Here is a 25825-nt window from a genome sequence, read left to right on the forward strand (position 1 = left end):
CTCCGTCGGGTAGTCCACGTCGAGCGCCTGTTTGACGGCGTCGGCGACGCGGACCTCCTCGTTGTAGACCGGCATCAGGATCGACAGCTTCATCAGGTGCTCCGGGGGTTGGTCGGTGCGAGGGCCGGGACCGGTGGGTCCGGCTGGACGGTGGAGGTCGGGCGGATCGCGGTGAGCAGTGGGGTGAGGGCGGTGACGGCCCAGCAGGCGGCGCTGGCGCAGGCGAGGACGGCCAGGACGATGGTGACCCGGTCGATCGAGGTTCTGAGGTGCCAGCCCAGGTCGTACGGGGTGACGGTGTAGATCAGGACGAGGCCGGCGGTGTGCAGGGCGGCGATGACCCAGAGCCAGCCGTCGGCGCCGAGGTCGAGCTCGGCGCGCCGCTGGCGGAGCAGGACGTTGCCGAGCACGGCGGCGGCGATGGTCAGCACCGCGAGCCAGCCGATGCGGTCGGTGAATGAGGCGTAGATGTCGGGCAGGCGGCCGAGGATGGCCGGGTCGCCGTGCAGGAGGGCGGAGAAGCTGCCGGCGGCGAGGACGTCGGTCTTGGCGTGCAGCAGGCGGGCGGTCACCGACCACACGGCGGTGACGCCGAGTGGGATCCACAGCGGCGCGGCGCGGCGCAGCTCGCGGCGGTACTTGACGGTGGCGACCAGGGCGAGGGCGGCGACGAGGCTGACGCCTTCGTTCTTCATGAGGGCGGCGGTGGAGGCGAGGAAGACCGCGAGGGTCAGCTGGCCGGGTGCCGGGCGGGCCAACAGGATGAGCACGGCGGCGGCGGCGAACGCGCAGGCGCACATGGCGTCGCTGAACCCGTCGGTGGGGCTGCGCCAGAACGGGGTCCAGGCGGCGTACCCGGCGGCGATCGCGGCCGGCCAGGACAGCAGCGCGGGCCCGCGGGCGGTGGCGACGCGCACGGCGTACACGACCATCGCGATGGCGGAGAAGGTGAGGAACCCGGTGACGAGGTGCGCCGGGTAGAAGGTGCGGATGCCGAGCAGTTCCCAGACGAGCGCGACGGGCGCGGAGGCCAGCGGCGGGTAGTCGGGGTGGGTGAAGCCGAGGATCGGGTTGCTGATGGCCTCGCGGGCGTAGTCGCCGCCGTGGGTGAACCAGCCGGCGTGCAGCCACCAGATGAGGTGGGCGTCGGTGCCGACGGGTTTGGCGGCGAGGGGGAGCAGCGGCGGTACGAGCGGCACGCTCACCAGCAGCGCGTCGCGCCAGCCGCTCAGGGGCAGCCGGGGCCGGTGGCGCAGCCGCCACGCGAGGGCGAAGGTCAGCGCGTACACGGGGATGAACCACGCGACGAGGGGGCCGGTGAAGGCCAGCATGAGCAGCACGGCGGCGGTGGCGACGGCGGCGCCGGCGATGGGGGCGACGACGAGGGCGAGCGGCACGGCGCGGGTGAGTGCGTACCCGAGCGGCAGTCCGGCCACGATCAGGATGAGCACGGCCAGGGCGACGTCGATCATGCGGAGGCCAACTGTTCGGTCTTGAGCCACATCCCGTGCGGCGCGGCGGGGTCCTTGTGCAGGTAGACCTTGACGGTGGCGCGCTCGCTGACGACAACGAGACCGTGCAGCACGGCGAACTCGATGAGCCGCAGCTGCAGGTCCTGGGTGTCCTCGACGATGGCGACCCTGGTACCGGCCGGCACCTGCCGGTGCAGCTCGGCGCTGAGGTACGTGATGAGCTCGTAGTACTCGATGCTGGTGGGCGCCGGCTGGTGCCCGGTCCGCACCGTGTAGAGGCCCTTACGACCGGATTGCACCGCCGGCTGCACTGCGAGCAGCAGCGCCGCGCCGCACACGGCGGCGACGAGCAGACTCATGGCGATCTGCAGGGGCGGTAGTCGGCGCATCGGCACACCTTAGGGCCTCGCCCGGTGCCGTCGGCAAGAGGCCAGCACAATTCGGGCGGGCACGTGCTGCAACGTGGGCGGAGAGCCCGACGCGGCCGCGGACCTGCCGTCAGCGATCCACCCCGAAGATACGCGTGTCCCAGCGCCTCGTTCAGTACCATCCCCGTTCCGGCCCTTCGCTCCGCTGAGGGCTGGTGCCAATCCGAAGCGCAGTGCGTGTTGCAGGAGTGCCGCGACCAGTCATCTAACGGGCGAGGCCAGCTCAAGTGTCCGGTGGGCACGTTGCAGAGCCCGGCTACTCACGTGCTTCGCATGCACCATAAACGAACCACAGATGGTTCCCTACGTGGACACCTCGAGGAGTACAACCTGCCCAGGAGTGGCAATCGCTGCTGTGGCGGCCGAGCCAGGACCGGGATGGGCGTCGGCCCGGGCGAATATGCACTCAGTCGGGTCTGCGGGACATGCTTGCTTGGACCGGCCTGCCGTGCTTGGTGGGCGGCCGCGTGCCTGGACCGTAGTGGCGGGGGCGGCTAAACCGGGCAATCGATGCAGCAACGGAAGTCTGGCGCCACCGCTGCCAATCATCTGCCGGGTCTGCTCAAGGTCGAACTCCAAACCGATCAGACGTTGCTGATACCTGCGGGCGACAGCTTCTGCCCGTTCGTAACATCAACTATCCAGTACTACGTAATAGTGTTTGGTCTAGTGATGTTGATGTGGCTCGCTCAATGCTGCCGCTGTGGGCATCGCACGTATGGTGCGGTCGCCGCCCGAGGTCTGCAGCTCCGTGAAGCAGCAGCCAGGAGGCCACGCGACGTTCGATGAACGGGTCACCGAATGCGTTCGAGAATCCAAATTTGACATGGTTCGGCATCGCTTCTATCGTCCCTTCTGTGTAGGTGGCTCGAAATGTGTCTCGCGGAGGACGATCGAGTTGCAAACCCTCCTTTGGCTGGGCCTCGAGAAGTTGTTCCGGGGGTGTGAGTTGCGGTCATGCAACAGCAGTCTTCCCGTGTTGTCGGCTTCGCATGCGCGATTCTGTTGATCGATCAGATCAATCCTTGCGTGTCTATCGATGAGGTGCGGTCGTTCTCGGGACAGTCGTTGCAGTGCTGGCCAGGAGGCCTGCCGGCGGCCATCGGGTGCTGGCGTTGGCCGGGTCCCCGATTTCCGGCGAGGTGTCGGCGGTATCGCGGCGATTGTTGGGGAATCCACCAGAATCGGTGGTCAGATCGGTATACGTTAAATGTGCATCGGTTTGCGGTCCGTTGTCTGAATGTGCAGTCAGTAACCATCGCAATGAGGTGTATCGCTGTTGTTTTCGTCACGACGCAGGTTGCAGCAGTTTGAGTCGTCCGCGTTGATGCCTGTGCCCCGTGGCTCTATGTGATTTGTAGTCGTGACCTCTTGTGTCGCGATCATGTCGCCGCGTAGCTTCCCGTCCGTCGATGTCCGGCTCGCGGGCTCGGCGCACGGGGAGGCTTCATGGCGGCGTCGGCTCGGTCTATGTCTGGTCCTCGGCGGAGCCGGTGGGCGCCGTCCCGGTCGCGGTTGCTGACTGCGACGACGGCCGGCCTTCTGCTCGTGTCCGGGTTGGCGGTGTTGCCCGCTGCGGCGAAGCCACCCTCGTGGCCAGTGCCCGCCGCACCGGCCGCTGGCAAGTCTGTACCGGTCTCGAGCGTGCCGGTGAAGGCGCCGGCAACGGCGGCGACGGACACGGCGAAGCAATGGGCGTCGACTGCGGTCTGGCCGGCCGGTGGTGAGGCGGTCGTGCCAGTGGACGCGGCCGCGTCGGGTGCGGCCCGGGCCGCGACCGCGACGGTGACCGCCGGGAAGGGCAAGCCGGGCGGGTTGCCGGTGGTGGTGCGGGGCAGCGCGGTGTCCAGCGACGCGCGCAGCACGCAGACCGCTGCTGCTGCGCCGGGGTCGGTGCGGCTTGCTGTCGCGGGCCAGGACGTGAGCGCCAAGGCGGGTGTGCGGGGTGTGTTGTTCACCGTTGCGCGGGCTGATGGTGCGGCGGGCACGTCGCGGGTGGCGTTGGACATCGACTATGCGGGGTTCGCCGACGGGTTCGGCGGTGACTACGGGCGTCGGTTGCGTCTGGTGCGGATGCCGGCGTGTGTGTTGACGACGCCGGAGTTGCCGGCGTGTCAGGTGCAGACCCCGGTCGAGGGGACGAGTAACGACCCGGAGACGCGGGTGATCTCCGCGGATGCGGTGGATGTGACGCAGTCTGCGGTGGCGTTGACGTCGTCGGCGACGTCGAAGACGTCGGAGCCGAAGCTCGGCGATGTCGCGGCCGGCACGGTGAAGCCGGGCGAGCAGTCGAAGGCGACGTCCACCAACACCAAGAACGAGACCGTGGCAGCGGCGCCGTCGGGCGGAACGGTGTACGCGCTGGCGGCGCAGTCGTCGGGCCCCGGTGGGGACTATGGTGCGACGTCGTTGTCGCCGACGTACGGGTGGGCAGCCGGTTCGCAGGGTGGCGAGTTCACGTACTCGTACCCGTTGCAGGCGCCACCGAGTTTGGGTGGCCCGACACCGGACCTGAAGCTGCAGTACTCGTCCGGGTCGGTGGACGGCAAGACCGCGCTGACGAACCCACAGTCGTCGTGGATCGGTGAAGGCTGGGACCTGAACGTCGGCTACATCGAGCGGCCGTTCAAGCCCTGCTATGACGATGGGATCGCCGGGGTCGGGGACCTGTGCTGGTGGACCAACGACGTGTTCACGATGGTGTTCGGCGGCAGATCGACACGGCTGATCAAGGGCAGCGACGGTAAGTGGCACGGCGAGGTCGACGACGGCTCCCGCATGGAGTTGCTCAGTGACACCACCCGCGGCAACGGTGACTTCAACGGGTACTTCTGGCGGCTCACGACCCAGGACGGCACCCAGTACCACTTCGGGTTGCACAAGCGGTTCGCCGGTGACACCGCGCCGACGAACAGCGCACAGAAGGCTCTCGTGCACAGCAACAACGCCGGCGAGCCGTGCCAGAACGGCCCCGCGTCCACGAGCGGTTGTTACCAGGTGTACCGATGGAACCTCGACTACGTCGTGGACCCGCGCGGCAACTCACTGACGTACTACTACCAGAAGTACGAAGGCAGCTACGGGCACTGGAACAGCAACAGCACGTACGCCTACGACATCACCGCCGCACTGATCCGCGTCGAGTACGGCACCCGCGCCGGGCAGGAAGCCGCCGGCGCGCCAATGCGGGTCCGCCTCGACGTCGGTCTGCGCTGCAATCTCACCAATGACCAGCAGTGCCAGGGCAACTTCGGAGCCTGGCCGGACACGCCGTGGGACCAGTACTGCGCCGTCGGCGCGCCGTCGTGTACGGAGAAGACGCAGACATTCTGGACGCCGTGGCGACTGAGGTGGGTCACCACTGAGGTGTGGGACCCGACCGGCACCCCCGGGTACCGGCAGGTCGACCGGTGGGAACTGCTGCACGCCTACCCGGTGCCCGGTGACGGTTCGCCGACGCAGATGTGGTTCGACGACATCATCCACACCGGCATGGACACCACCGGCGGCGGCAGCCAGATCACGCTGCCAGCACCGCACTTCGGCGGCATCAGCTACGCCAACGTGGTCAACGACGTCACACTCAAGTACAAGCGGTACCGGCTCACCCTGATCACCAACGGGTACGGCGGGCAGACGCTCGTCGAGTACTCCCCGCCGGAGTGCACCCCGTCGAACATGACCGGCATGCCGTGGGACCAGATCTGGCGCCGGTGCTATCCGCAGTACCACGACGGCGGCTGGGACCTGTATCACAAGTACGTCGCCACCAAGGTCACCGACATGGACCTCACCGGCGGCAGCCCCGACGTCTCCACCGAGTACTCGTACCTGCTGGACGGCAACGACGCGTACGTGCTGTGGCAATACGACAAGAACGACGCCGGCAACGGTTCCTACCGGACCTGGGCTGACTGGGCCGGCTACAGCACCGTCATCGCCACCACCGGCCCGGTCGGCGGCACCCAGACCAAGACGAAAACCCTGTACTTCCGCGGCATGCACGGCGACAAGACCGGCACCGGGACGCGTACCGTCAACATCACCGACTCCCTCAGCACCGCCATGCCGGACCTGCCCGCCTACCGCGGCATGGCCCGCGAAACGTCCACCATGGACGGCACCACGGTACGGGTGAAGCACATCAGCACACCCCAGCAGTTGCAGACCGCCTACCGGTCCGCGCCGTGGGTGATGGGCAACGTCAGCGCCCAACGCGTCTCAACTGCAGGCGACAAAACCGGCACGTTCATCGCGGCGAGCAACACCTGGCGCTGGACCAAACGCACCTACGGCTACGAAAACACCTACGGGCTGCGGACCCTCGTCACCGACCTCGGCGACGAAGCCATCGCCACGGACGACACGTGCACCACCACCACGTATGCGACACCGGACACCACGAAGTTCATGGTGGCCTACCCATCGCAGACGATCACCACGGACTGCGCGGCGACACCGTCCGGCGGCAACTACCTGTCCGGATCGCAGACGCAGTACGACACCCTCGCCGTCGGCGCGACCCCGACCAAGGGACTCATCACCCGCAGCAACGTCCTCTCGTCAGTATCGGGCACCGCGCTGACCTGGCAGAAGAGCTCCGGTACCACGTACGACACGTACGGCCGCGAGCTCGAGACCTCCGACGCGCTGGACCGCAAGACCACGATCGCCTACACCCCGGCCTCCGGCACCTCCCCAACGACGGTCACCAGCACCAACCCGCTCGGACACGTCACCACTGCCACGGTGGGCTTCACCCGCGGGCAGACCCTCGGCGTCGTCGACCCGAACAACCGCACGACCACCAACAAGTACGACGCGCTCGGCCGGCTCACCAAGGTGTTCCAACCACGCAACTCGGTTGGCGCCACCACCGCTTACACCGCAACGACGTCGACGGTGCCGTTCGCCGACATCGACGGACCCGGCTCGACCACCGTCGCATTGACCGGCGACGAGAGTCACACCCAGATCAGCCTGCCGTTCGCGTTCAACTTCTACGGCACCAACTACAACAGCGCCTACCTGTCCAGCAACGGCCTGCTGTCCTTCACCGGCCAAGCCACCGACCACACACCCACCACCCTGCCGAACACCGCTGCACCGAACGCCGCCCTGTACCCGTTCTGGGACGACCTCAACCTCGACGCCACCTCACAGGTCTACACCCGGACCAGCGGCACCGCACCGAACCGGCAGTTCGCCGTCGAGTGGTACCAGGCCTACCTGTACGGCCGCAGCACCCGCGTCTCGTTCACCATCACTCTGAACGAGAGCGACGGCAAGATCACCTTCAACTACGGCGGCATCGACAACGACATGGACCGCGGCAACTCCGCCACCATCGGCGTGGAAAACGCGTCCGGCACCGTCGCCACCCAGTACGCCTACCGCCAGACCCTGCTCGCCAACGACAAGTCGATCACGTTCACGCCGACCGCTCAGCCGCCGAACCCCCTGCCGGACATCGAATACAGCTACGCCGTGCAGTACACGGCCCCCAGCTGGGTGTCGACGAAGACCCTTGGCCCGAACGGCAACCAGATCGAGTCGTTCGCGTTGTACGACGGGCTCCTCCGTCAGCGACAGACCCACGAGCCTTCCGCCGGCGCGAGCGGAGGACGGGTCATCACTGACACGCAGTACGACGCTCGGGGACTCGTGGTCAAGAACAGCGTGCTGTGGAACGCCGGCACACCGACTGGCACCCTGCACAGCTTCAACGATGTCGATGTCCAACTGCAGCAACGAACAACCTACGATGCCCTTGGCCGGCCCGTCAGCGACTCGGCGTGGGCCGCCAACGTGCAGAAGTGGCAGGCCACCACCGCGTATGACGGGGACAAGGTCGTCATCACCCCGCCGATCGGCGGCGCAAACGCTGTGACATACGACGCCCTCGACCGCGCCACCTCGCTGCAGCTGTTCCCGACGAGCAACGGCACCGGCACTCCCGAAACAACCACCTACAGCTACAACCGTCTCGGGGCGCTCACTACGGTGACAGACGCCGGAGGTAACAGGTACAGCACCACCTACGATTTGCTCGGCCGAGCTACCACGGCAACCGATCCGGACGCCGGAACTACGGCAATTCAGTACGACCAGGCCAGCCAGATCACCTGGACCATCGACGGCCGCCAGCAGAAGATCTCCCACGAGTACGACGCGCTCGGCCGCGAAACCCGGCGCTGGTCAGGTGAAATCACCACCGGCGGCAAGCTCGCCTCCTACACCTACGACGCCAAAGCCAAAGGTTTGCTCGACGAAGCTGTCCGCTGGGTCGGCGGTGACCAATACGTCGAGACCGTTGACGGCTACACCACCAGGTACCAGCCCACCGGTCTTACGACCACCATCCCGATGATCCAAGGCGCTCTTGCCGGCGCCTATCAGGTGACCTATGGCTACAACGAGTTCGGCGACCTTACCTCCGTCGGCTACCCCAACAAGCATGGAATGCCGGCCGAGACCGTCAGCTACGCGTACACCAACCTAGGCCTTCCGAGCACCTCTGCAGGCCTCGACCCCTATGTCACCGCCAGCACATACAGCGAGTACGGCGAACTCAACCAACGGGTCTACGGCGCCAGCGGCCCTGCCCAGTTAACCCGTAACTACACGTACCAACCCGACACCGGCCGGCTCGCCAACATCACCTCGAAACTGCCGAACCAGGCTCAGCCGGGTCAGTTCAACACCGTCCAGAACGACACCTACACCTACAACCACACCGGCGACATCACCCGCGTCCTCGACGGCACCGACAACCAAGCCCAGTGCTACCGCTACGACAGCCAGCACCGGCTCACTGACGCCTGGACCGCCGTTGACGCGTGCGCCGCCAACCCGGCCGCTGCCGCCATCACCGGCTCTGGCAAGTACCCGTACTGGGACACGTTCACCTTCGACACCAGCGGTCGCCGAACGACGGACATCCATCGCACCAGCGCTACGGCTACCACCTCGCGCACATTTTCCTACCCGGCCACCGGTCCAACCTCGCAGCGCGTCCACGCTGCGACCTCGGTCGCCTACACCGGCGCGACTACCCGCACTGACACCATGACCTACGACAACGCCGGCAACACACAACAGCGCACCATCAACGGCGTCGTCACCGACTTCACCTACAACTCCGAAAACCAGTTCGCCAGCGCCACCGTCCATGCCGCAAGCGGCGACCAGCAGACCACCCATCTCTACAACGCCGTTGGTGGCCTGCTCGTCCGCAAGGAACCCGGCGGTACCACCCTGTATGCCGCAGGTCAGGAGTACAAACTCACTGGCGCCAGCACCGTCACCGCAACCCGGTACTACAACCATGGCGGCGCCACCGTCGCGGTCCGCATCGGCAGCGCGCTGTCCTGGCTCGCGGCCGACCACCAGGCCAGCACCAATCTCACCGTCAACGCCACCACAGGCGCCGTCCAACGCCGCTGGTACACCCCCTACGGCGCCGACCGCGCCACCCAGGGCGCTTGGCCCACCGACCGCGGCTTCCTCAACAAGCAGAGCAACACTTCAACCGGACTGCTCGACGTCGGCGCCCGCGAGTACGACCCCAACCTCGGTGTATTCCTCAGCCCCGACCCGCTACTGAACCTTGCCGATCCAAGGCACTTCAACGCCTACGCCTACGCCGCACACAGCCCCGTCACCTACAGCGACCCCAGCGGGCTCATGCAAAGCTCCGACGGTGGTCAACGCGCAATGTACAGCGGCGCGGGAGTCAAGGTCCCGGTCCGGCCCTTGCCGCCGCCCGGCAAGGGCTCGCAGCCGAATAAGAAACGCACCATTGAAGAGCAGAAATACGACCAGAGGCTGTACGAGTGGGGTAAAACGGTTGACTGGCACAATACCCCTTCGGCGAAGCAGCATGCGGAGGATCAAGAGCAGACCTTAAACTTCCGCAAGCAGCGCGGACAGATTCGAGAGGAAGAGCGGCAGCGGGTCCGCAACGAAGAAGAGTCGCGACCCGAGGCCAAGGAGGATGCCGAGGAGTCTACGTGTCACAGCTTTGATCCCGACACGGCAGTGCTCATGGCCGACGGCGCTCAAAAGGCGATCAAAGACATCGTCGTGGGTGACATTGTCACGGCCACTGACGCTGCTACGTCAGAGACCAAGGCGCAGACCGTAACCGCTTTGCATGCCAATCTTGACACGGACCTCACGGATGTCGCCGTCGTGGATTCCGATGGCGACATCCACGTGCTTGAGACGACCGACCATCACCCGTTCTGGTCGGATACAGCAAACAACTGGGTCGATGCAGCCGAACTGACACCGGGCGATCGTCTCCGCGCCGCTGATCACCGCACAATGGTCGTGCTGAAGGTCTACAGTCGCATTCAGGCCAAACTGATGCGAGACCTTACCGTCGGCAACTTCCACACCTATTATGTGGTTGCTGGCGACACTCCGGTCCTAGTGCACAACAACAACACTGCGTGTGACCGTTCGGCGCGTAGAGGTCTTTCGCTTGCTGCGGAAGCGGCCGAAGGGTTCGAGTATCCGGGCGGATCTACCGGTGCTCTGCACACCAATTTGGGATGGTTCGATGATCCGCTCTCATCTGGGAGTGGAAACATTCACCCAAGCATTCGTGATAGTCCTGCGCCAGGAACTAAGCGCGGTTGGGAGCATCATCTGGAGGCGCAGGTTGCAGCACTGATGCGACTCAACCCCGGCATGCGAACCGCGACTCTCTACGTCCACTTTTGGAGCAAGACCGCAAAGCGGGAAGTGTGCGAAGTATGTGACGAAAGGATTAGGGACATGCTGCCTGAAGGTGCAACCTTGCAGGTCGTCATCATGATGCGTGATGCCAGGATTTACAGGTCGGAACCATACGTGGGAAATAGTCGAATGTAGTCGATTTTGATGCGGCGTCGAGGGCTTCAGTCGCGGCCCTCGACGCCGCGCTTTCTTTATGCCCCTGGCGTCCGCCAATCTGCATCTGGAATGGTTCTAAGGCGAGACAGGGTCTCGGTCTTCAGGGTTGCCACTTCTATGTCCCAGGCCGAGCCCCCCCTCGTGTGGACGATTTCCACGAGCATGTCGTCCGCCATGAAGATTCGATACCCGGGCGCCGGCCAGTTCCAGCGCCCGAAGGCGACCTCTTCTAAGGGCTCGAGGACCTCCGCCAACGCTCGATCGGGTAAGAAGTAGGCGCTCAACCTGGCCGGCGCCGCGTAAATTGCCTCTCGTGTTGCATTGTGAACCAGGAATTGAGCTAGTTGCTCCGGGTTTAACGCCCAGGCTTCATGGCGCTCGGCTTCGTAGACTGCGTCGGGATTGTGAATGTCGAAGGACCAACTCCAGTCTGCAGTTGCGTCGACCATGAAGGTCGCCTTGCCGTCAACTCCTGCCCGAATTTCCTGTGGTGAAATCATTGATGTCGTAAACGTAAGAGGTGAATTTCGCTGTGAAGCGAGGTAGTGCCATTCGTGCAACGCTTGCGGCAGCCATTCGGTAGAGGGTGGAGCGGGGTCCGGGTCCCGAGTGGCGGGGCCGTGCCACGTGGCTACAAAGTTGGAGAGTGAGATGTTGCTGGGATCGATCACGGCGCCATTGTCTCACATGCAATTGTGGCGGAGGCAAGCTCGCCGTGGGTTGGGCGTCCTCAACGTCGTTGGCAATATTTTGCGTCATTCGGCGAGCTGCCTTGTTGATGCCGATGGCGGCGGTGCGACACGGCGGCTGAACCGTGAAATACCTCGTCTCCCATGTGAATCCGTGCAATATATGTCAGTTGTCTATGCGGAGGCAGTTGCGTTCGAGTCCTCGTGCCCCTGTCGGGCGCCCTACCGGGATGTAGGCCGAGCTGAACATGGCACGGGCCAAGATCCGCCGCGACGGCGAGCGGGCCGCCGCGCTCAGCATGACCCATCAAGGCGTTGCTCGCGGACTCCTCGGAGACGCTGAACGAATTTCTCAGCCGTGGGCTGCCGGGCGGCAGCTCAGGCGGGGACCGGCTGCAGGCGTAGCGACAGCCAGTCGGTCGGCGCGCTGATCGCGTCGAAGGGGGCGTCGAGGTAGACGACTCTGTTCGGTCAGCGCGGCGATGATCTGCTCGACCGGCCGCTCACCCATCGGGGAGCGTTGGCCGGACTATCTCGACCAATTTGGCCCGGCCGGCCCGCCTGGCGCAGTCCGGCCCGGCCGCCGCGGCGCGACAGTAGTTTAGCGCGACAGTAGTTTAGTTCGAGCACTGCTGGGCAGGCCGCATTTGGCAATGCGGAAGTCGACCGGCGGCTCGCCGCGGCCGTCAACGGTGGTCTGCCCATCGTTGACCTCGCCGCTCGGCTGGTCGACATCGAGGTTGTGTTGACAGTCGTCGGGCACCGCATCCGCATCAGGCTGAGTGCTATCCATCGAAATCATGGATATTGGACGAGTGATGAACAAGCGCGGCGAACCCGACGGCAACCTGCTGCGTCGTGGGGCGCGATTTCAATCAGCGCCCAAAGCACGTAGTAGTCGATCGCGGGGGAGTGGCACACCTGTCTGACGTAAGAGCCGTTATCGCACACCTGGTCGAAATCTCCGTCACCGGCCGGGCCGCAGGCCGACCAACCGGCACCGTCAGTGCACGTCGAGGACCGTCGCGCTGCGTTGCTGCGTGGACTCGGTCCGGGTTGCCGGGTCTCGGCGTGACCGCTGATGCGGTAGACCTGGGACATGAGCCGGTGGCCGAAGCTGCACCCACACCAGGCGGACCTGTTGCGCCGCATCGCCGACGGCGGAGACCCGGTCATGGCCGCCGAACCAGCCTTGGCCGCCGCCTTCTTTGACCTGCGGCGTCGCCACCTGGTGGCCACGCCGCGGACCCAGGGCATCTGGCGCTTGTCGTGAAGCCCGTTGAGGATCTCGGCGGTGCGGTCCCGGCTGCCGTCGTCGACGATGACGAGCTCGGTCTCGGTCGGGTAGTCCACGTCGAGCGCCTGTTTGACGGCGTCGGCGACGCGGACCTCCTCTTGTAGACCGGACATCAGGATCGACAGCTTCATCAGATGCTCCGCGGGTTGGTCGGTGTGGGTGCCGGGACCGGTGGGTCCGGCTGGGCGGCAGGGGCCGGGCGGATCGCGGTGAGCAGCGGGGTGAGGGCGGTGACCCCCAGCAGGCGACGCTGGCGCAGGCCAGGACGGTCAGGACGATGGTGACCCGGTCGACTGACGTCCGGAGGTGCCAGAGCAGGTCGTACGGGGTGACGGTGTAGATCAGGACGAGGCCGGCGGTGTGCAGGGCGGTGATGGCCCAGAACCAGCCGTCGGGGCCGATGTCGAGCTCGGCGCACCGTCGGCGCAGCGCCGGCGCAGCAGGATGTTGCCGAACACGGCTGTGGCGAGGTCTGGTGAATCCGGCCGAACGCACCCGTCGTAGCCGGACGTCGTCGACAATCTGGCCATGAGTGATGAGCTGGCAGGCTCGTACCTCGACGTCATCGGAGGCGAGAACGAATGGTTCGGTGTCGCCGGCTGCTGGACCGTCGTGCAGCCGGCGGCCTCGGACGCCGTCGACATCGACCGGGTGGTCCGCCGGCTCGGCTGCGACCCCGTTGGCCTCGTCACCCGTGCGCCGAGCCGTGCGTGGGAGGTCGAGACGGGCGGAGACGAGCTGGTATTCCTGGTGCAGACCGGCCCGGCGGTGTCAATGATCGAGGTCGGCGGATACCAGGGCACCCGCGACGTGGTGCTGTCCCGCCTCAGCGAGGCGGCCACGGTCCACAGCGCCTGCTGGAACGTCCTCGGCAAGCGGTACCTCGCCTACGCCGCCCACGGCGAGGTCGTCACCTACCTGCACAGCCACTTCCCGGACCGGCTCACCGGCGCCGATCCGGCGGCACTCGACGAGGACCTGCGAAACTTGCTGACGCTGGGCGAGGTCATCCGCAACAGCGCCTCGGACGACCTCGCCGACGGCGACGACTGGCTCGCGGAGATGCTCGCGGTCGTCGAACGCCGCACCGGCGTCCGTCTGAGTCCGGACCAGCTCTACGAGCAGCACCCGTCGATCGTTCTCAGACCCCTCCCGGACGAGGGACGCTGAGCCGGTGGAGCACACAGCACCGTCCGCGGGCTCCGAAAAGTTGGCCCGCGGACGGTGCTGTCGTTGCTGGATTCGTTACTGGAAGGTCTGCACCAGTGCACCGCCGCTGTTCGACCGTGGCAGGTACAGCTTCGTGTTGTCCGATGCGATACCCGTGATGCTGGTGATCCCGGTCCCGCTCGTGGCCGCGAGGGCGCCGGTCTGCTTGTCGATCCGGCCGAGCACGGAGTATCCGCTGCCGTAGCGTTCGAGTCGGCCGCCCGGCAACGCAACCTCGACAAACAGGCAGGCTTCTACGTTGACCGCGACGACGTCATCCTGTCTCCGCTAGAGGCTGGTGCCGAAGGAGTGCCGGACCTTGTCGTCCTAGCCGCCCAGGCCATCGAGATGCAGCTAATCGAGGACCATACGCGCCAGCAGGACGCCCTCGACGGCGCGCCGGTTGACTCGTCGCAGGATCTCCACTGGATGATTTTGCCGCTGGCTCATCCAGACGAGTTTGCTGACTTCATCGGGCGCAGCATCACGGCCGATGCCGCCACCGAGCAGGACGACCCGACACCCCGGGAACCTGACGGCGTCGTGGGCGCCGAACGTGCTGAGCCGAACCGATCATAACGACCAAGATCGAATGCGTGCTGCTGCCGCTGTCCGGGCGCGCGGCTATGTGGTCAGTGATGCTCCATCCAAAGCAGGACGTCCAGAATTCGGAGGGCGCTCGTCCCGGCCGGAACACCGTGGACAGCTGCGGCGAGTTCAACAAGCTGGCCGTGCAGACCGTCCTGTAGCCGGCGGTGGAGCGGTTCCCAGAACACCGTTGGATCGCCCAGTGCCCTCATGGTCACGGCGTCTTGAATCGGCACGAGGCGTGGTCGTTTGCGGGCAAGCAGCTTTGAGGTGATCGTCCGTCCGACGTCGTGCAGCGGTCGGATCGAGTCCCAGAGCTCGAGGCACGTCGAGGTGTCAGGGGCGGCTACCAGGTCAAGGTCGGTGGGGATGCAAGCCAAGAGTTGTCCAAAGCGGCCCGTCTCGTCGCTGACGAGCTGCCACGCCACGCGGGCGGGCACCTCAACGCCGAGCATGGTCACGGCCGTCATGTCTGCGGCAGTGAATCGGTTGGCGACTCCGTGTCGGTCACCGCCACCGTCGAACCGCTCAAACCATGAGCCCGTGTAGCCAACCTCGCCGGACCAGTCGACATCGCGGAAGTACTCCGACAGCAGACTCCTCGCGTGTGCCGGCGCGGCGATCAAACGTTCAACCACAGACCAGTCGGGCTCTCGAGTCGCCATGGAATCCAAGGTAGTGCACGAGGCGGAGGGCTCCGGGGCGTGGGCGACCAGAGCGGACCCATGACGCGGTCCCAAATCGACCGTGTCCGCCGGAAATACTCCCGAGCACACCAACCGCGATCAACGTGCTCGCGCACGATGCGGCGCGGATGCGGCCGAGTGTCAAGTCGACGTCTGCATTTGTGGACGGCAATGGGCAGGCTGTGATGTCGGCTGTCGATGAAGGTGGTGGCTCGGAGTGGGTGAAGACCGGGGCAACGTTGATCTTCTGGCGTCCTGGCTGGACCAGTCGCGTCCCGCGGTGCAGGACCGCCGTCGGCGGCCGGACCAAGCCGGTGGCTTGCGGTTCGCGTTCTACGGGCGCGTGTCGACGGCGGACTTCCAGGAGCGGGCGTCGTCGAGGCGATGGCAGCGGGATGCGGCGGATGAACTCGTCGCCGGTCATGGCGTCATCGTGGCGGAGTTCTTCGATGCGGATCGCAGCCGGCGGTTGCCGTGGCGGGACCGGCCCCAGGCCGCCAGGTTGCTGCAGTGCCTCGCGGATCCTGCGCGTGGGTTCGATGCGGTGGTGGTGGGGGAGTACGAGCGGGCGTTCTTCGGTGATCAGGCGTTGACGGTGCTGCCGTTGCTGGATGCTGCCGGAGTCCGGTTGTGGCTGCCGGAGGCGAACGGTCCCGTCGACCTGAGCCAGGCGTCGCATCAGGCGTTGATGATGCTGCTCGGTGCCCAGTCGAAGCGGGAGGTGCTGCGGGCGCGGTTCCGGGCGCTGACCGCGATGCGAGCGCAGGCACGTGACGAGGGCCGGTTCCTGGGCGGCCGGCCGTTGTTCGGTTATCGGCTGATTGACGCGGGCCCGCATCCGAATCCGATGCACGCGAAATGGGGCCGGCGGCTGCAACGCTACGACCCGGACCCGGTGACCGCGCCGACCGTACAGTGGATCTTCGCCCAGCGGTTACTCGGATGCAGCGTGTCGGGTATCGCCGCTGAGCTGAACCGTTCTGGTGTGCCGTGTCCGTCGCAGGCTGATCCCAGCCGGAACCGGCACCGGGCGGGCAATGGATGGATGCTGACCACGGTTCGGGCGATTCTAGGGAATGCGAAGTACACGGGCCGGCAGGTGTGGAACCGTCAGCCGGCGCAGCACACTCCGCCGCACCTTCCGGGCCCGTCGAGGGTACAGCGATGGACGGGCACCGACGATTGGGTGATCTCCACTCGGGTCGTGCATCCCGCGCTGGTGTCCGAGAGCGACTTCGTCGCTGTCCAGCGACTTGCCGCGGCCGCCACGCCTGACGCTCCAGTCCATCACTACCTGTTCGTGGGCCTGCTGCGCTGCGGCCGATGCCGACGGGTGCTGGACCCGTGCTGGTCGCACGGGCGTGCGGCGTATCGCTGCCGACACGGCCATACGAGCGCTCGGCCACAGCATGGGCGTCCGAGAAACCTGTACGTGCGGGAAGACCGGATGTTGGTGATCATCCGTGACCTGCTTGCCGTCATGGAGCTGGCTCCGGCAGCTCTCGCCGAACATCTCCGCCGTGAACGGCTCATGGTGCGTTGCACCGAGACGGGTTGCTCACTGCAACCGCTATGACCGCTTTACCCGCAAATGCCTGCGGGTGGGGGTACGTGTCGAAGGGGGATGTGAACCCCCACCCATAGCATCCCTGCAAGAAGCAGGGATGCATGCGTTCGACCATATCGACGAAGAGTCGTTCCTTCAAGCGTGTGGACGGTGACTCATTCTGTGGTCGTGGTTCGACTCGTGGATTGGATCGGCGCTGGCGTGGTCGCCCCGATCGTCGCGAGCCGCACAAACGGGGCGCAGTTGCGCGGTAGGGGTGTCGGTGGGTCCGAGGAAAACCGATGGCGTGCGAGGTGAACCAGGGCGATTCTGTAGTCTGAGGGCGGGCCTTTGAGCTGGGGTTTCGCCGGGGTGGGTGGCCTCTTTGGAGACGAAGGGGGCGGGTGAGATCACGTCGGTGATCATGAAGTTCTCTACGCCACACGAAGCCCCGAGGACCTCACCCGCCGATGGCATCATCGCTCATTGCCGCACTGACCGTCACGACACCCCACGCCGCCGTTCCGCCCGCTCCGATCACTGATGGTGAGCGCAACGGCCCTGCTGGCCGTGCTGTCGAAGGTTCCGGATCCGCGCGACCCACGCGGGATCCGGTACCCGCTGTCCGCGGTGCTCACCGTCGCGGTGTGCGCGGTCATGGCAGGGGCCTCAACGTTCGCGGCGATCACCGACTGGCTCCATGACCTCGACGAACACGCCCGTACCCGCCTCGGTTTCGTCGGCGGCGTGCCCGCCGGCACGACGGTGTGGCGGCTGTTGATCCGGCTCGATGCCGAGATCCTGTCGAGGGTCCTGGCCGGCTGGCTGCACGCCCGGACCGACCCACCGGACCCGCCGAGTTCGTGGTCTGTTCGCCGGTACCGCAGAGTGATCGCGGTGGACGGCAAGGCGCTGCGCGGCGCCCGCCGCGAGGACGGCCGTCACGTCCATCTGCTGTCCGCGCTGGACACCGGCACCGGCGTCGTGCTCGCCCAGGTCGCCGTGGACGCGAAGTCGAACGAGATCCCCGCGTTCGCGCCGCTGCTGGACGCCGTCGAGACGGTGCTCGGCACCCTCGCCGGAGTGCTGTTCATCGCCGATACCCTGCACACCCAGACCCGTCACGCCGACGAGGTCACCGCCCGCCAAGCACACCTCATGGTCCAGGTGAAAGCCAACCAGCCGACCCTGTTCAACCAGCTCAAACGACTGCCCTGGGCGCAGATTCCCGTCGGGGACCGCACCCGCGACCGCGGTCACGGCCGCCGCGAGACCCGCACCGTCAAAGCCGTCACCGTTCGCACGCCCGGCGGCATCGCGTTCCCACACGCGCAGCAGGCCGTCCGGATCACCCGCACCCGTATCGTCGCTGGCAAGACCAGCCGCGAAACCGCCTACCTGACCGTGTCACTACCCACCGGTCAAGCCCTGCCCCGCGACCTGCAGACCTGGATCCGCAGGCACTGGCACATCGAGAACATGATCCACCACGTCCGTGACGTGACGTTCCGTGAAGACCTGCACCAAGCCCGAACCAGCAACGGACCGGCCGTCATGGCCACCCTGCGTAACACCGCGATCGGCTGGCACCGCACCACCGGCGCGACCAACATCGCCCGCGCCATCCGCCAGGCCAATCGCCGCTCACACGACCTGATTACCACCGTGACCAGCGGTTACCCGAGAACGCAATGACCCTGAACCGGGACGGAGCCACGCCCCGGTCGCGATCACCACCGTCGACGGCGACCGGGACAACGGGGCTCGTGGACCTGCGGGCGCCGGTAGCCGAATTGACGAGGCCCCCGAACGACCAGTTGGTCAATACGCCTCCGCTGACCGTACAGGCGTCGATGAGATCGGATGGTGCTGCCCATGCCGGAAGTTCTCAACACCCCGCAACGCGAGGGCCTGGAGACACAACCATGAGTGAGATGCAGCGGCAGGCGTCGTTGTCGGCCGGGGATGTGTTGTACGAGGCGGCCCGCGTGGCGTGTCTGGCCCCGTCGATCGAGAACTCCCAGCCGTGGCGCTGGCGCATCCGCGGCAACACCCTCGAACTGCACGCGGATCGCTCCAGCCAGTTGACCGCCACCGACCCGGAGGGTCGGTTGATGATCGTCAGCTGCGGTGCGGTCCTGCACCATGCCACCGTCGTGCTCGCCGCCCTCGGGGCCGCCGCCACCGTCGAACGGATCGACGATCCAGCCGATCCGGACCTGCTCGCCAGGCTGACACTCATCGGCCACCACCAGGTGACAGCCGAGGACATGCGCCTGCATCATGCGTTGCGCACTCGTTGCGCACTCGTTGCACGACGAGACCTAGCGTGGCGCCGGCGCCCAGTAGCGCGAGGCGATCAGGAGGGCGGCGTGGGGGAGGTGCTCGCTCGTCTCCGGGTCGTGTGCGATCGGGTGAACAGGCGTAGGGTGAAGACGCTGCTCCGGACCCCGGTGGCCGACAGTCCGTCGTTGATGGACGCGTTCCACTGATCGATGTCGTCTCTTGTGCGATGTGCATGAATTGTCATCCTGGCGCGGGAGGCCACCGCTGCCGCGCCGTCTGCGTCGGCCGGCTCGGACCCATTGGAGCTGCCCGCGGTACCGAATGGAAAGCCGGTCCCGTCGGCCAGGGCGTAGTCGCCCGTCCGTGTTCGAACCTCGACCTTCCAAGAGACCCAACCGGCCCGCCGCACACGCCGGCGAGTGAGAGCCATGACCGCGTGAGCCGACGTTTCGCCGTCGGCGGTCCACTGATCGGAAGGTGCGAGATGGCTGTCCGGTACGGGTTTCTCGGCCCCGGCGTGCTCACCGAGACGGTCGTCGGCAGCATCCTGGTCCTCGCCACCACTTTCCCGCACGCCGTCGAACCGCTCAGTGACGGGCGCGGAGTGCTTGTGCCGCATCGGAACCCGGCCGCCTTGGCGACCGCCATCCGTCGGATCCTCATCGATCCCGCCACGGCCGCTCGCCTGTCCCGGCCTCGTGGGCCAGTCGTGCGCTCGCCTGCGGGCGCTGCACAGTACGAGGTGCTCGCGGGCCGGCTCATCGCCACACCGGCAGCCACCCGCGGCTCTGAACCGTAGCCCGTACGGTCCCGGCCGTGAGCGACTCGGTCTTGGTGTCGCGGCATGATCCTGGGCCTGACCCCAGATCCGCGACCGGTCATCATCAAGCTCTTCATGCCCGGCGAGCACGCCGTGCTGGTCCGCCGCCGTACGCACGCCTTGGTCGATCCTGCAGCGGTCCCGTCCACGACGGTGTCCTGTGACTGTCCCTACGGAGCCAGCAACATCCGCGTCGGCTTCGCCGCTGTCACCCCCACCGCACTCATCGCGGCGATGAAGCGTCCCAAACGCTCGCTGCGACCTGACCCCGAAGGGGGCGTTGATCCCTATGGCTCTTCTCATGGCACCGACCGTCCACATTGCTGCTCCCGCAGAAAGAGGTCTTCGGGCCGACCGGGAGGTGACCACGGAACAGCTGCTCCGTGCCCTCAGGAATCTACCGGCCGGTCATCCTGATCGGGAACCGCTGCGTGCACGGGCGATCGAAGCGAACCTGCCGCTGGCCAACCGGCTGGCGCAGCGCTACGCCGGCCGAGGCGAGCGCCCCGACGACCTCGCGCAGGTCGCCGCGCTGGCACTGGTCAAAGCGGTCGACGGCTACGACCCGGACCGGCTCGCACCGTTCGCCAGCTACGCCGTCCCGACGATCGTCGGCGCGCTCAAACGGCATTTCCGGGACACCGCGTGGGGCATGCGTGTCCCGCGCACCACGCAGGAACTGGTGCTCGGCGTGCGAGAGGCGACCGGCGACCTCGAGCAACTGCGTGGTCGCACCCCGACGGCCATCGAGCTCGCCGCACACCTGCGCGTCGATGTCGATGTACTCTCGGACGCGATCATCGCCTCGCAGGTGTACCGCCTGCAGTCGCTCAACGGGCCCTGCACCGGCAACGACGGCACCGAACCTGTCGATCTGATCGGCCGTATCGACCCACGCTTTGCCCGCATCGATGAGCGGCTGTCACATGGGGAGCTCGGCCGGCTCGTCGCGGCGCTGCCGCTGCGCGAGCGACGCATCCTCGCCATGCGGTTCTCCGACGAGATGACCCAGGCCGCCATCGCCGCCGAGCTCAGCATCTCGCAGATGCATGTCTCCCGGCTGTTGAGGGGGTCCCTCAACCGACTCCGGGTCGGCCTCCTCACTTCGGTCGAGCCGACGGCATGACCGAGAACAACGAGCACACCGGTCGGCCCGCCAGATCTGGAGCATCACCGCGGCCGTCACGGCGGAGGACACACGGCTGCACACCGTGTCCGCAGACCAGGTCCCCGAACTCGCCACCGCAGCCGACCACGCCCGACGCGCCGAAACCGGCGAACCCGCCTCGCGCGCCGACCTGTCCTACTGGACTGGCGGCGACCGGCATTCCCGACCCCGCGATCCCAGCCCGCGCCACACAGACCACCGTCCCCGAGCTTCCTTGGGGACGAGCATCCGCGGAACCTCGATCAGGCCGAACCGGCGGTTCCGAACGCAGGTCATGAGGCGTTCGCCGGCTGGGCTGGGACATGCCGTCGCGAGGGCTCCCGGGCGCTGTGGCCGCCTTCGTTGTCCCAAACGGTGCTGGGGTCGACGCCTTCATTGCGTTCGGCGGCTGGTGCGGTGCGGGACGCGGCGAGGATGGCCGGAGCGTGCAGTTGGTTGGCCGGGTCGGCGGCCGTGGCCATGGCGATGGCTGCGGCGGCGGCGTTGGCCTCGGGGGGCACGACGAGCAGGTCGATCTGGTCGCCGCGCTCGGTGGTGGCGATGAGCATGCCGGGGTCGACGGTGCTGAACCACCCGGCCCGCACCACGCGGGTGCCGACCGCGAGGCGCCGGAAGTGGCTATCCCAGCTGTGGCTGTTGAGCATCAGTTGACGGATCGGTCCGTACCGTTCGTTCAGGGCCAGGATCAACCCCGGCAGTTCCGCCACCGGGTCCCTGGAGCGGGGCCACCACCCGCCGTCGAGGACGGCTCGTGTGGCCCGCACGGCGGTGAGCGACAGCCGTGGCTGGGTCGGTGGTCCTGGCGCAACGACGGTGACGCGTTGGGCGGCGGTGAACATGACTGGCCCCTCTCCCGACCTGCGGCTGCCTCCGGGAGGTGACCGGTATGGGAAACCTGCCGCTTTGCGTCGGCGTGACTCGGTCCGCGCTGCGCCGACCGTGGTCCGTCGGCGGTGCACATTTCGGTCACCGGGGTCTCGAGTGCCCAGAGCCAACTCTACGCCTGCAGCACGAGAACGACGGGATGCCTCGTCGACGTTCCTGACGACTCCTGCGATCTCAGCGTCACGGGTTTGCCGGGGGAGTGGAGGTGCCGGCCGCTGTACCGTCGGAAGCGCCGTCGCGGCGAGCGACGGTCAACGGATCCGGCCGCAGCGCCGCACGATTCCCCGGTTGAGGCGGTGGCGGAGAGGCATGCGAGGGCGGAGCGTATGGAGTTCGACGTGACGGTCGAGAGTCCCAAGGGCACGCGCAACAAGTACGAGGTGGACCGCCGCACCGGCCGGATCCGGTTGGACCGCACTCTGTTCACCGCCACCCAGTACCCGGAGGACTACGGCTTCATCGAGCACACGATCGGCGAGGACGCCGAACCCCTCGATGCGCTCGTGCTGGTCCGGGAACCGACCTTTCCGGGCTGCCAGATCCGCTGCCGGGCATTCGGCATGTTCCGCATGCTCGACCCGAAAGGCCCGGACCCGAAGGTGCTCTGCGTCCCGACCGCCGACCCGCGCCTGGCCTACCTGGTGGACCTGCCCGACCTGGGAAACGTTCCACAAGCTGGAGATCCAACACTTCTTCGAGATTTACCAGGATCTCGAACCGGGCAAGACCATCGACGCCGAGCACGGCGTCTGGGCCGACCGCGCCGAGGCCGAGACGGAGATCACCCGATCGCGCCACCGTGCCGTCCACGCCGCAGACCGGTCCGGAGGCGGGACGGGAACCGAGAGGACCACAGCGCGCCGCTGAGACCAGCGTCGGCGCGTAGAGACAGCGAACGGCCGCGGGCGCGGATGCGCTCGCAGCCGTTGATCACAGCCGGGTCAGGACGCGATGTGCAGTTCGTTCCGAACGCTGGTCACGCCGGCGGCACTCCAGGCGGATCGCTCCGCCTCGCGCAGCTCCGACCACGACCCGACGCTGCCGTGCAGCGTCAGTTCGGATCCGTCGAGGTCGATCGTGATCCACCGCGGGTTCAGCATGGCGTTGCGTCGCATCGCGGCCTCGGCCGCTGCCTTGGTGTCGGCGGTCGGCGGCTGCGACTCGAGCGAGATCTCGTTGCTGATCTGCGTCACGCCCTTGAGGTACATGACCGCCCGCACTGCGGCGTTGCGCTGGTACTCCCATGTCACCTCACCCGAGAGGGTGACCTTGCGGTCGCAAACATGGGCGGTGACCGCGTTGGGCGGGACGTCGACTGCCCATGCAAGGACCTGCCGGGCGGCTTGGGCGATGTCCTGGTCGTTCATGCCCTGGGCCGTGGGGGCGCGGACGTTGGTCTTGTTCGTGACATTCTTGACGCCGCCGACCCGGATGGCGGCGTGCTTCGCCGCGAGCCGTTCCGGCAGGCTGGCGACCTCGCCGGACAACGTCACCGTTCCGTCGCTGACCTGCACTTCGACGCCGGATGCGTCGACGCTCGGGGTGTATTGCAGTTCCTCGATTACGGCGGTCTTCAGTTCCTGGTCGGTCTTGTGCGGTGTCTGTGCCACAAGCCCCACGATGCCCCACATCCGGAGTGGGCGCCAGCCCAATTCGGTCCATATTGCTGAGATCTTTTATGATCTGCGATAAACGCCCAATTTTATGGCTATATAGGCACTTCATTCGGCAAGGTATTTGGCCTTGAGTATTGGGCCGGCAACGGTTGCTCCAGGCCCCGGCAGCGTGCTCTCCTCGCTCAATCGGTGGTTTGCACGCGTTCTGCCTCAGCCGAGGCCCGGCGCACGTGGCGACCAGCCTGGTGGATTCGCACCGAGGGCGCTGCACCACGTGCAGACAGTCGGCCGGGATGACCGGCCAGGCAGGCCAGCCAGCTGGTGGAGTCCAACGGTTCGTGCAGCGCCAGGTGGCACTCCGCCGAAGGCGACACGGCCCCGCGAACAACGTCGCCGACCCTCGGTGATCACCACGACACATCATGTGTGCTGCGGTTCCGGGTGCTCCGGGTGACGGGCTGGTGTGGTGATTTGTGGTTTTCGGGTGATTGATCGGGTATACGGGTTAGCCCCGTCACTGTCCACAAATGAGGAGTCATGATGTCCCAATACCTTGCCGTGCGGAGCGTGGACATCGGCAGCCCGCTCAGCAACATGCTTCGGTCCGCGGCTGCCTTCCTCCCCCGAGCGATCGCGTTCATTGTCGTCCTGATCGTCGGGTATCTGGTGGCTCGCCTGCTGCGCGCGGCGGTCGACAAGTTGCTGGAGCGTGTGGGATTCGACCGGCTCGTGGAGCGCGGCGGTCTCAAGACGGCGCTTGCCCGGTCCCGCTACGACGCCTCCGGCATCGTCGCTCAGCTCGTCTTCTACGCGGTGCTGCTGATCACCCTGCGGATAGCGTTCGACATCTGGGGCCCGAACGCGGTTTCCACGCTCATCACGGCTGTGATCGCCTGGCTGCCGCGGCTCTTTGTCGCAATCCTGATCGTCGTGGTCGCCGCGGCGATCGCCTCCGCGGTGAAAGACATTGTGTCCACAGCATTGGGGGGAATCTCCTACGGTCGCGCGGTGGCGAACATCGCCTTCGTGTTCATCCTCGGTATCGGCGTCATCGCCGCGCTCAACCAGATCGGGGTGGCGACCACTGTCACGACCCCGGTGCTGATCGCGGTTCTCGCCACTGTGGCCGGCATCTTGATCGTCGGCGTCGGCGGCGGGCTGGTGAAGCCGATGCAGGCGCGCTGGGACCGATGGCTGGACCGGGCGGAGACAGAGTCGGCCCGCCGCTCCGAACTCCCGAAGGCGTACGCGGCCGGCCAGAGCGACGCCGAGCGGCTGATGGCAGAAAAGCAGCGGCCCGCCGCCGCGCCGGTCGCCGCCGGCCAGCAAGCGTCTTCGGCGTACCGCGACCAGTCCGTCGGCCAGCGTGCCCGCCCGCCGTCGGCACCGTCCGCGGCGGACGACGACACGCGGGCCGTGCCTCCGCAGACCGGTCAACGGCCGCCGGCGACCCGGTAGCGCGGGTGCTCGACTGCGGCGGTGATTGCGACCCTCCCGGGCCGTGCCACCGCCGTCCCTGGTGAGCGGCAACCCGGCAGTCCCGGCATACCGGGTTGCCGGGTCCGGCGGATCGTCCCGGACTCGCCCGTTCGGCCAGTCGGTCGGCAGCCGAACGGTCAGGATGCCGGTAAAGGAGCGGTTGCGGCATTTTCGCCCCGGTACGCCGTCTCTATGGTCGTACCTCATGAACATCCCCGCCTCGAACCTGGGCACCGACCACGCGACCGTGCAGATGCTGCTCGACCGCCTCCACCGCCGCATCGGCGCCGCCGGCCTCGCGGCAGCAGCTATGGTTCCCAGCCTGTCGGCGCGGGTGGACCAGCACGCAGCCGAGGTGCGGGACCTGCTCGGCGTCCGCGGCCGCCGGCCGACGCCCGCAGCGTTGGCGAGCTACGCCGACGGCCTGCTGGACGGGGCCACCGACCGCGGATGGCAGCCGCCGCAGCACGATCTGGCCGGCTGGGTCGACGCCGACGGTGTGACGGTCCGGCTCGTGGCCCTGTGCGACTTGGCCTGCAGCGCCATGGCGTAGCGGCAGAAGCAACGTTTCGCCTCCTGCTGCTCAGTGAAGGGCGCTGTACTCCTCGCGCATCGTCGAGTGGCGGCGGGCCCGCGACGCCAGCGCTCTGGCCGGGGTGGCCGACGAGCCGCGCCTGGTTTACCGACCTCGGCCCAGGCTTCTACGACACCCGCGTCAATCCCGAACGCCGCAAACGCAACCACATCCGCCAGTT

Annotated in this window: 17 protein-coding genes and 3 pseudogenes; 11 read left to right on the plus strand and 9 right to left on the minus strand. The window is 66.8% G+C overall.

What is annotated here, in order from left to right:
• The 3 genes from AB0I21_RS08555 to AB0I21_RS08565 form a co-directional block, all read right to left on the minus strand.
• Positions 1 to 93, minus strand: a 93-nt coding sequence (locus AB0I21_RS08555; RefSeq protein ID WP_162189887.1) for a glycosyltransferase, incomplete at its 3' end; no start/stop codon positions are given.
• On the minus strand, positions 93 to 1472 hold the full coding sequence (locus AB0I21_RS08560) for a hypothetical protein (protein ID WP_360559724.1): 1380 nt from the start codon (positions 1470 to 1472) through the stop codon (positions 93 to 95). The genes AB0I21_RS08555 and AB0I21_RS08560, both read right to left, overlap by 1 nt.
• On the minus strand, positions 1469 to 1861 hold the full coding sequence (locus AB0I21_RS08565; RefSeq protein WP_360559725.1) for a hypothetical protein: 393 nt from the start codon (positions 1859 to 1861) through the stop codon (positions 1469 to 1471). The genes AB0I21_RS08560 and AB0I21_RS08565 overlap by 4 nt, the downstream gene beginning before the upstream one ends.
• 1638 nt (positions 1862 to 3499) lie before the next feature.
• Here AB0I21_RS08565 and AB0I21_RS08570 point away from each other — a divergent pair.
• The gene (locus AB0I21_RS08570; protein ID WP_360559726.1) at positions 3500 to 10780 is read left to right on the plus strand and encodes a polymorphic toxin-type HINT domain-containing protein; all 7281 of its coding nucleotides are present in this window, start codon (positions 3500 to 3502) and stop codon (positions 10778 to 10780) included.
• Between the two features lie 56 nt (positions 10781 to 10836).
• On the opposite strand, the gene AB0I21_RS08575 is transcribed toward AB0I21_RS08570, so the two are convergent.
• The 3 genes and pseudogenes from AB0I21_RS08575 to AB0I21_RS08585 form a co-directional block, all read right to left on the minus strand.
• Positions 10837 to 11472: a hypothetical protein gene (locus tag AB0I21_RS08575; protein WP_360559727.1), complete on the minus strand. Its 636-nt coding sequence runs from the start codon at positions 11470 to 11472 to the stop codon at positions 10837 to 10839.
• A gap of 619 nt (positions 11473 to 12091) precedes the next feature.
• Positions 12092 to 12283 (minus strand): hypothetical protein, encoded by a 192-nt coding sequence (locus tag AB0I21_RS08580; protein WP_360559728.1) that lies wholly within the window; start codon positions 12281 to 12283, stop codon positions 12092 to 12094.
• 410 nt (positions 12284 to 12693) lie between these two features.
• Positions 12694 to 12918: pseudogene (locus tag AB0I21_RS08585) on the minus strand (glycosyltransferase); the annotation flags it as partial.
• 397 nt (positions 12919 to 13315) lie between these two features.
• Here AB0I21_RS08585 and AB0I21_RS08590 point away from each other — a divergent pair.
• Positions 13316 to 13957: a DUF6461 domain-containing protein gene (locus tag AB0I21_RS08590; protein WP_360559729.1), complete on the plus strand. Its 642-nt coding sequence runs from the start codon at positions 13316 to 13318 to the stop codon at positions 13955 to 13957.
• Positions 13958 to 14011: 54 nt separating this feature from the next.
• Positions 14012 to 14575, plus strand: a complete 564-nt coding sequence (locus AB0I21_RS08595) for a hypothetical protein (RefSeq protein WP_360559730.1) — start codon at positions 14012 to 14014, stop codon at positions 14573 to 14575.
• Positions 14576 to 14628: 53 nt separating this feature from the next.
• Here AB0I21_RS08595 and AB0I21_RS08600 read toward each other — a convergent pair whose 3' ends face one another.
• A complete protein-coding gene (locus AB0I21_RS08600) occupies positions 14629 to 15249 on the minus strand; it encodes a DUF6308 family protein (protein WP_360559731.1) in 621 nt (206 codons plus the stop codon).
• A gap of 238 nt (positions 15250 to 15487) precedes the next feature.
• On the opposite strand from AB0I21_RS08600, the gene AB0I21_RS08605 reads away from it, so the two are divergent.
• The 5 genes and pseudogenes from AB0I21_RS08605 (at position 15488) to AB0I21_RS08625 (ending at position 21048) form a co-directional block, all read left to right on the plus strand.
• Positions 15488 to 16846, plus strand: coding sequence for a recombinase family protein (locus AB0I21_RS08605; protein WP_360559732.1), 1359 nt, complete (start codon positions 15488 to 15490; stop codon positions 16844 to 16846).
• Positions 16847 to 17359: 513 nt separating this feature from the next.
• Positions 17360 to 18511, plus strand: a complete 1152-nt coding sequence (locus AB0I21_RS08610; protein ID WP_360559733.1) for an ISAs1 family transposase — start codon at positions 17360 to 17362, stop codon at positions 18509 to 18511.
• Between the two features lie 230 nt (positions 18512 to 18741).
• Positions 18742 to 19053 (plus strand): annotated as a pseudogene (locus AB0I21_RS08615) (nitroreductase); the annotation flags it as partial.
• A 533-nt stretch (positions 19054 to 19586) separates the two neighbouring features.
• Positions 19587 to 19901, plus strand: a complete 315-nt coding sequence (locus AB0I21_RS08620) for a hypothetical protein (protein ID WP_360559734.1) — start codon at positions 19587 to 19589, stop codon at positions 19899 to 19901.
• A 322-nt stretch (positions 19902 to 20223) separates the two neighbouring features.
• Positions 20224 to 21048 carry a sigma-70 family RNA polymerase sigma factor gene (locus AB0I21_RS08625; RefSeq protein WP_360559735.1) on the plus strand — a complete coding sequence of 275 codons (825 nt, stop codon included), beginning with the start codon at positions 20224 to 20226 and terminating at the stop codon, positions 21046 to 21048.
• A gap of 314 nt (positions 21049 to 21362) precedes the next feature.
• On the opposite strand, the gene AB0I21_RS08630 is transcribed toward AB0I21_RS08625, so the two are convergent.
• Positions 21363 to 21929: a DUF5994 family protein gene (locus AB0I21_RS08630; RefSeq protein WP_360559736.1), complete on the minus strand. Its 567-nt coding sequence runs from the start codon at positions 21927 to 21929 to the stop codon at positions 21363 to 21365.
• 372 nt (positions 21930 to 22301) lie between these two features.
• Between AB0I21_RS08630 and AB0I21_RS08635 the strand changes: the two are divergent.
• Positions 22302 to 22842, plus strand: a pseudogene (locus AB0I21_RS08635) (inorganic diphosphatase).
• 74 nt (positions 22843 to 22916) lie between these two features.
• Here AB0I21_RS08635 and AB0I21_RS08640 read toward each other — a convergent pair.
• Positions 22917 to 23585, minus strand: coding sequence for a BON domain-containing protein (locus tag AB0I21_RS08640; RefSeq protein WP_360559737.1), 669 nt, complete (start codon positions 23583 to 23585; stop codon positions 22917 to 22919).
• Between the two features lie 546 nt (positions 23586 to 24131).
• Here AB0I21_RS08640 and AB0I21_RS08645 point away from each other — a divergent pair.
• Together AB0I21_RS08645 and AB0I21_RS08650 are read left to right on the plus strand one after the other, a co-directional pair.
• A complete protein-coding gene (locus AB0I21_RS08645) occupies positions 24132 to 25049 on the plus strand; it encodes a hypothetical protein (RefSeq protein ID WP_360559835.1) in 918 nt (305 codons plus the stop codon).
• A 226-nt stretch (positions 25050 to 25275) separates the two neighbouring features.
• Complete coding sequence (locus tag AB0I21_RS08650; protein WP_360559738.1) at positions 25276 to 25623, plus strand: DUF6401 family natural product biosynthesis protein; 348 nt, start codon at positions 25276 to 25278, stop codon at positions 25621 to 25623.
• The last annotated feature ends 202 nt before the right edge of the window (positions 25624 to 25825 follow it).

It is taken from the genome of Dactylosporangium sp. NPDC050588 (assembly GCF_040654975.1).
Taxonomy (GTDB): domain Bacteria; phylum Actinomycetota; class Actinomycetes; order Mycobacteriales; family Micromonosporaceae; genus Dactylosporangium; species Dactylosporangium maewongense.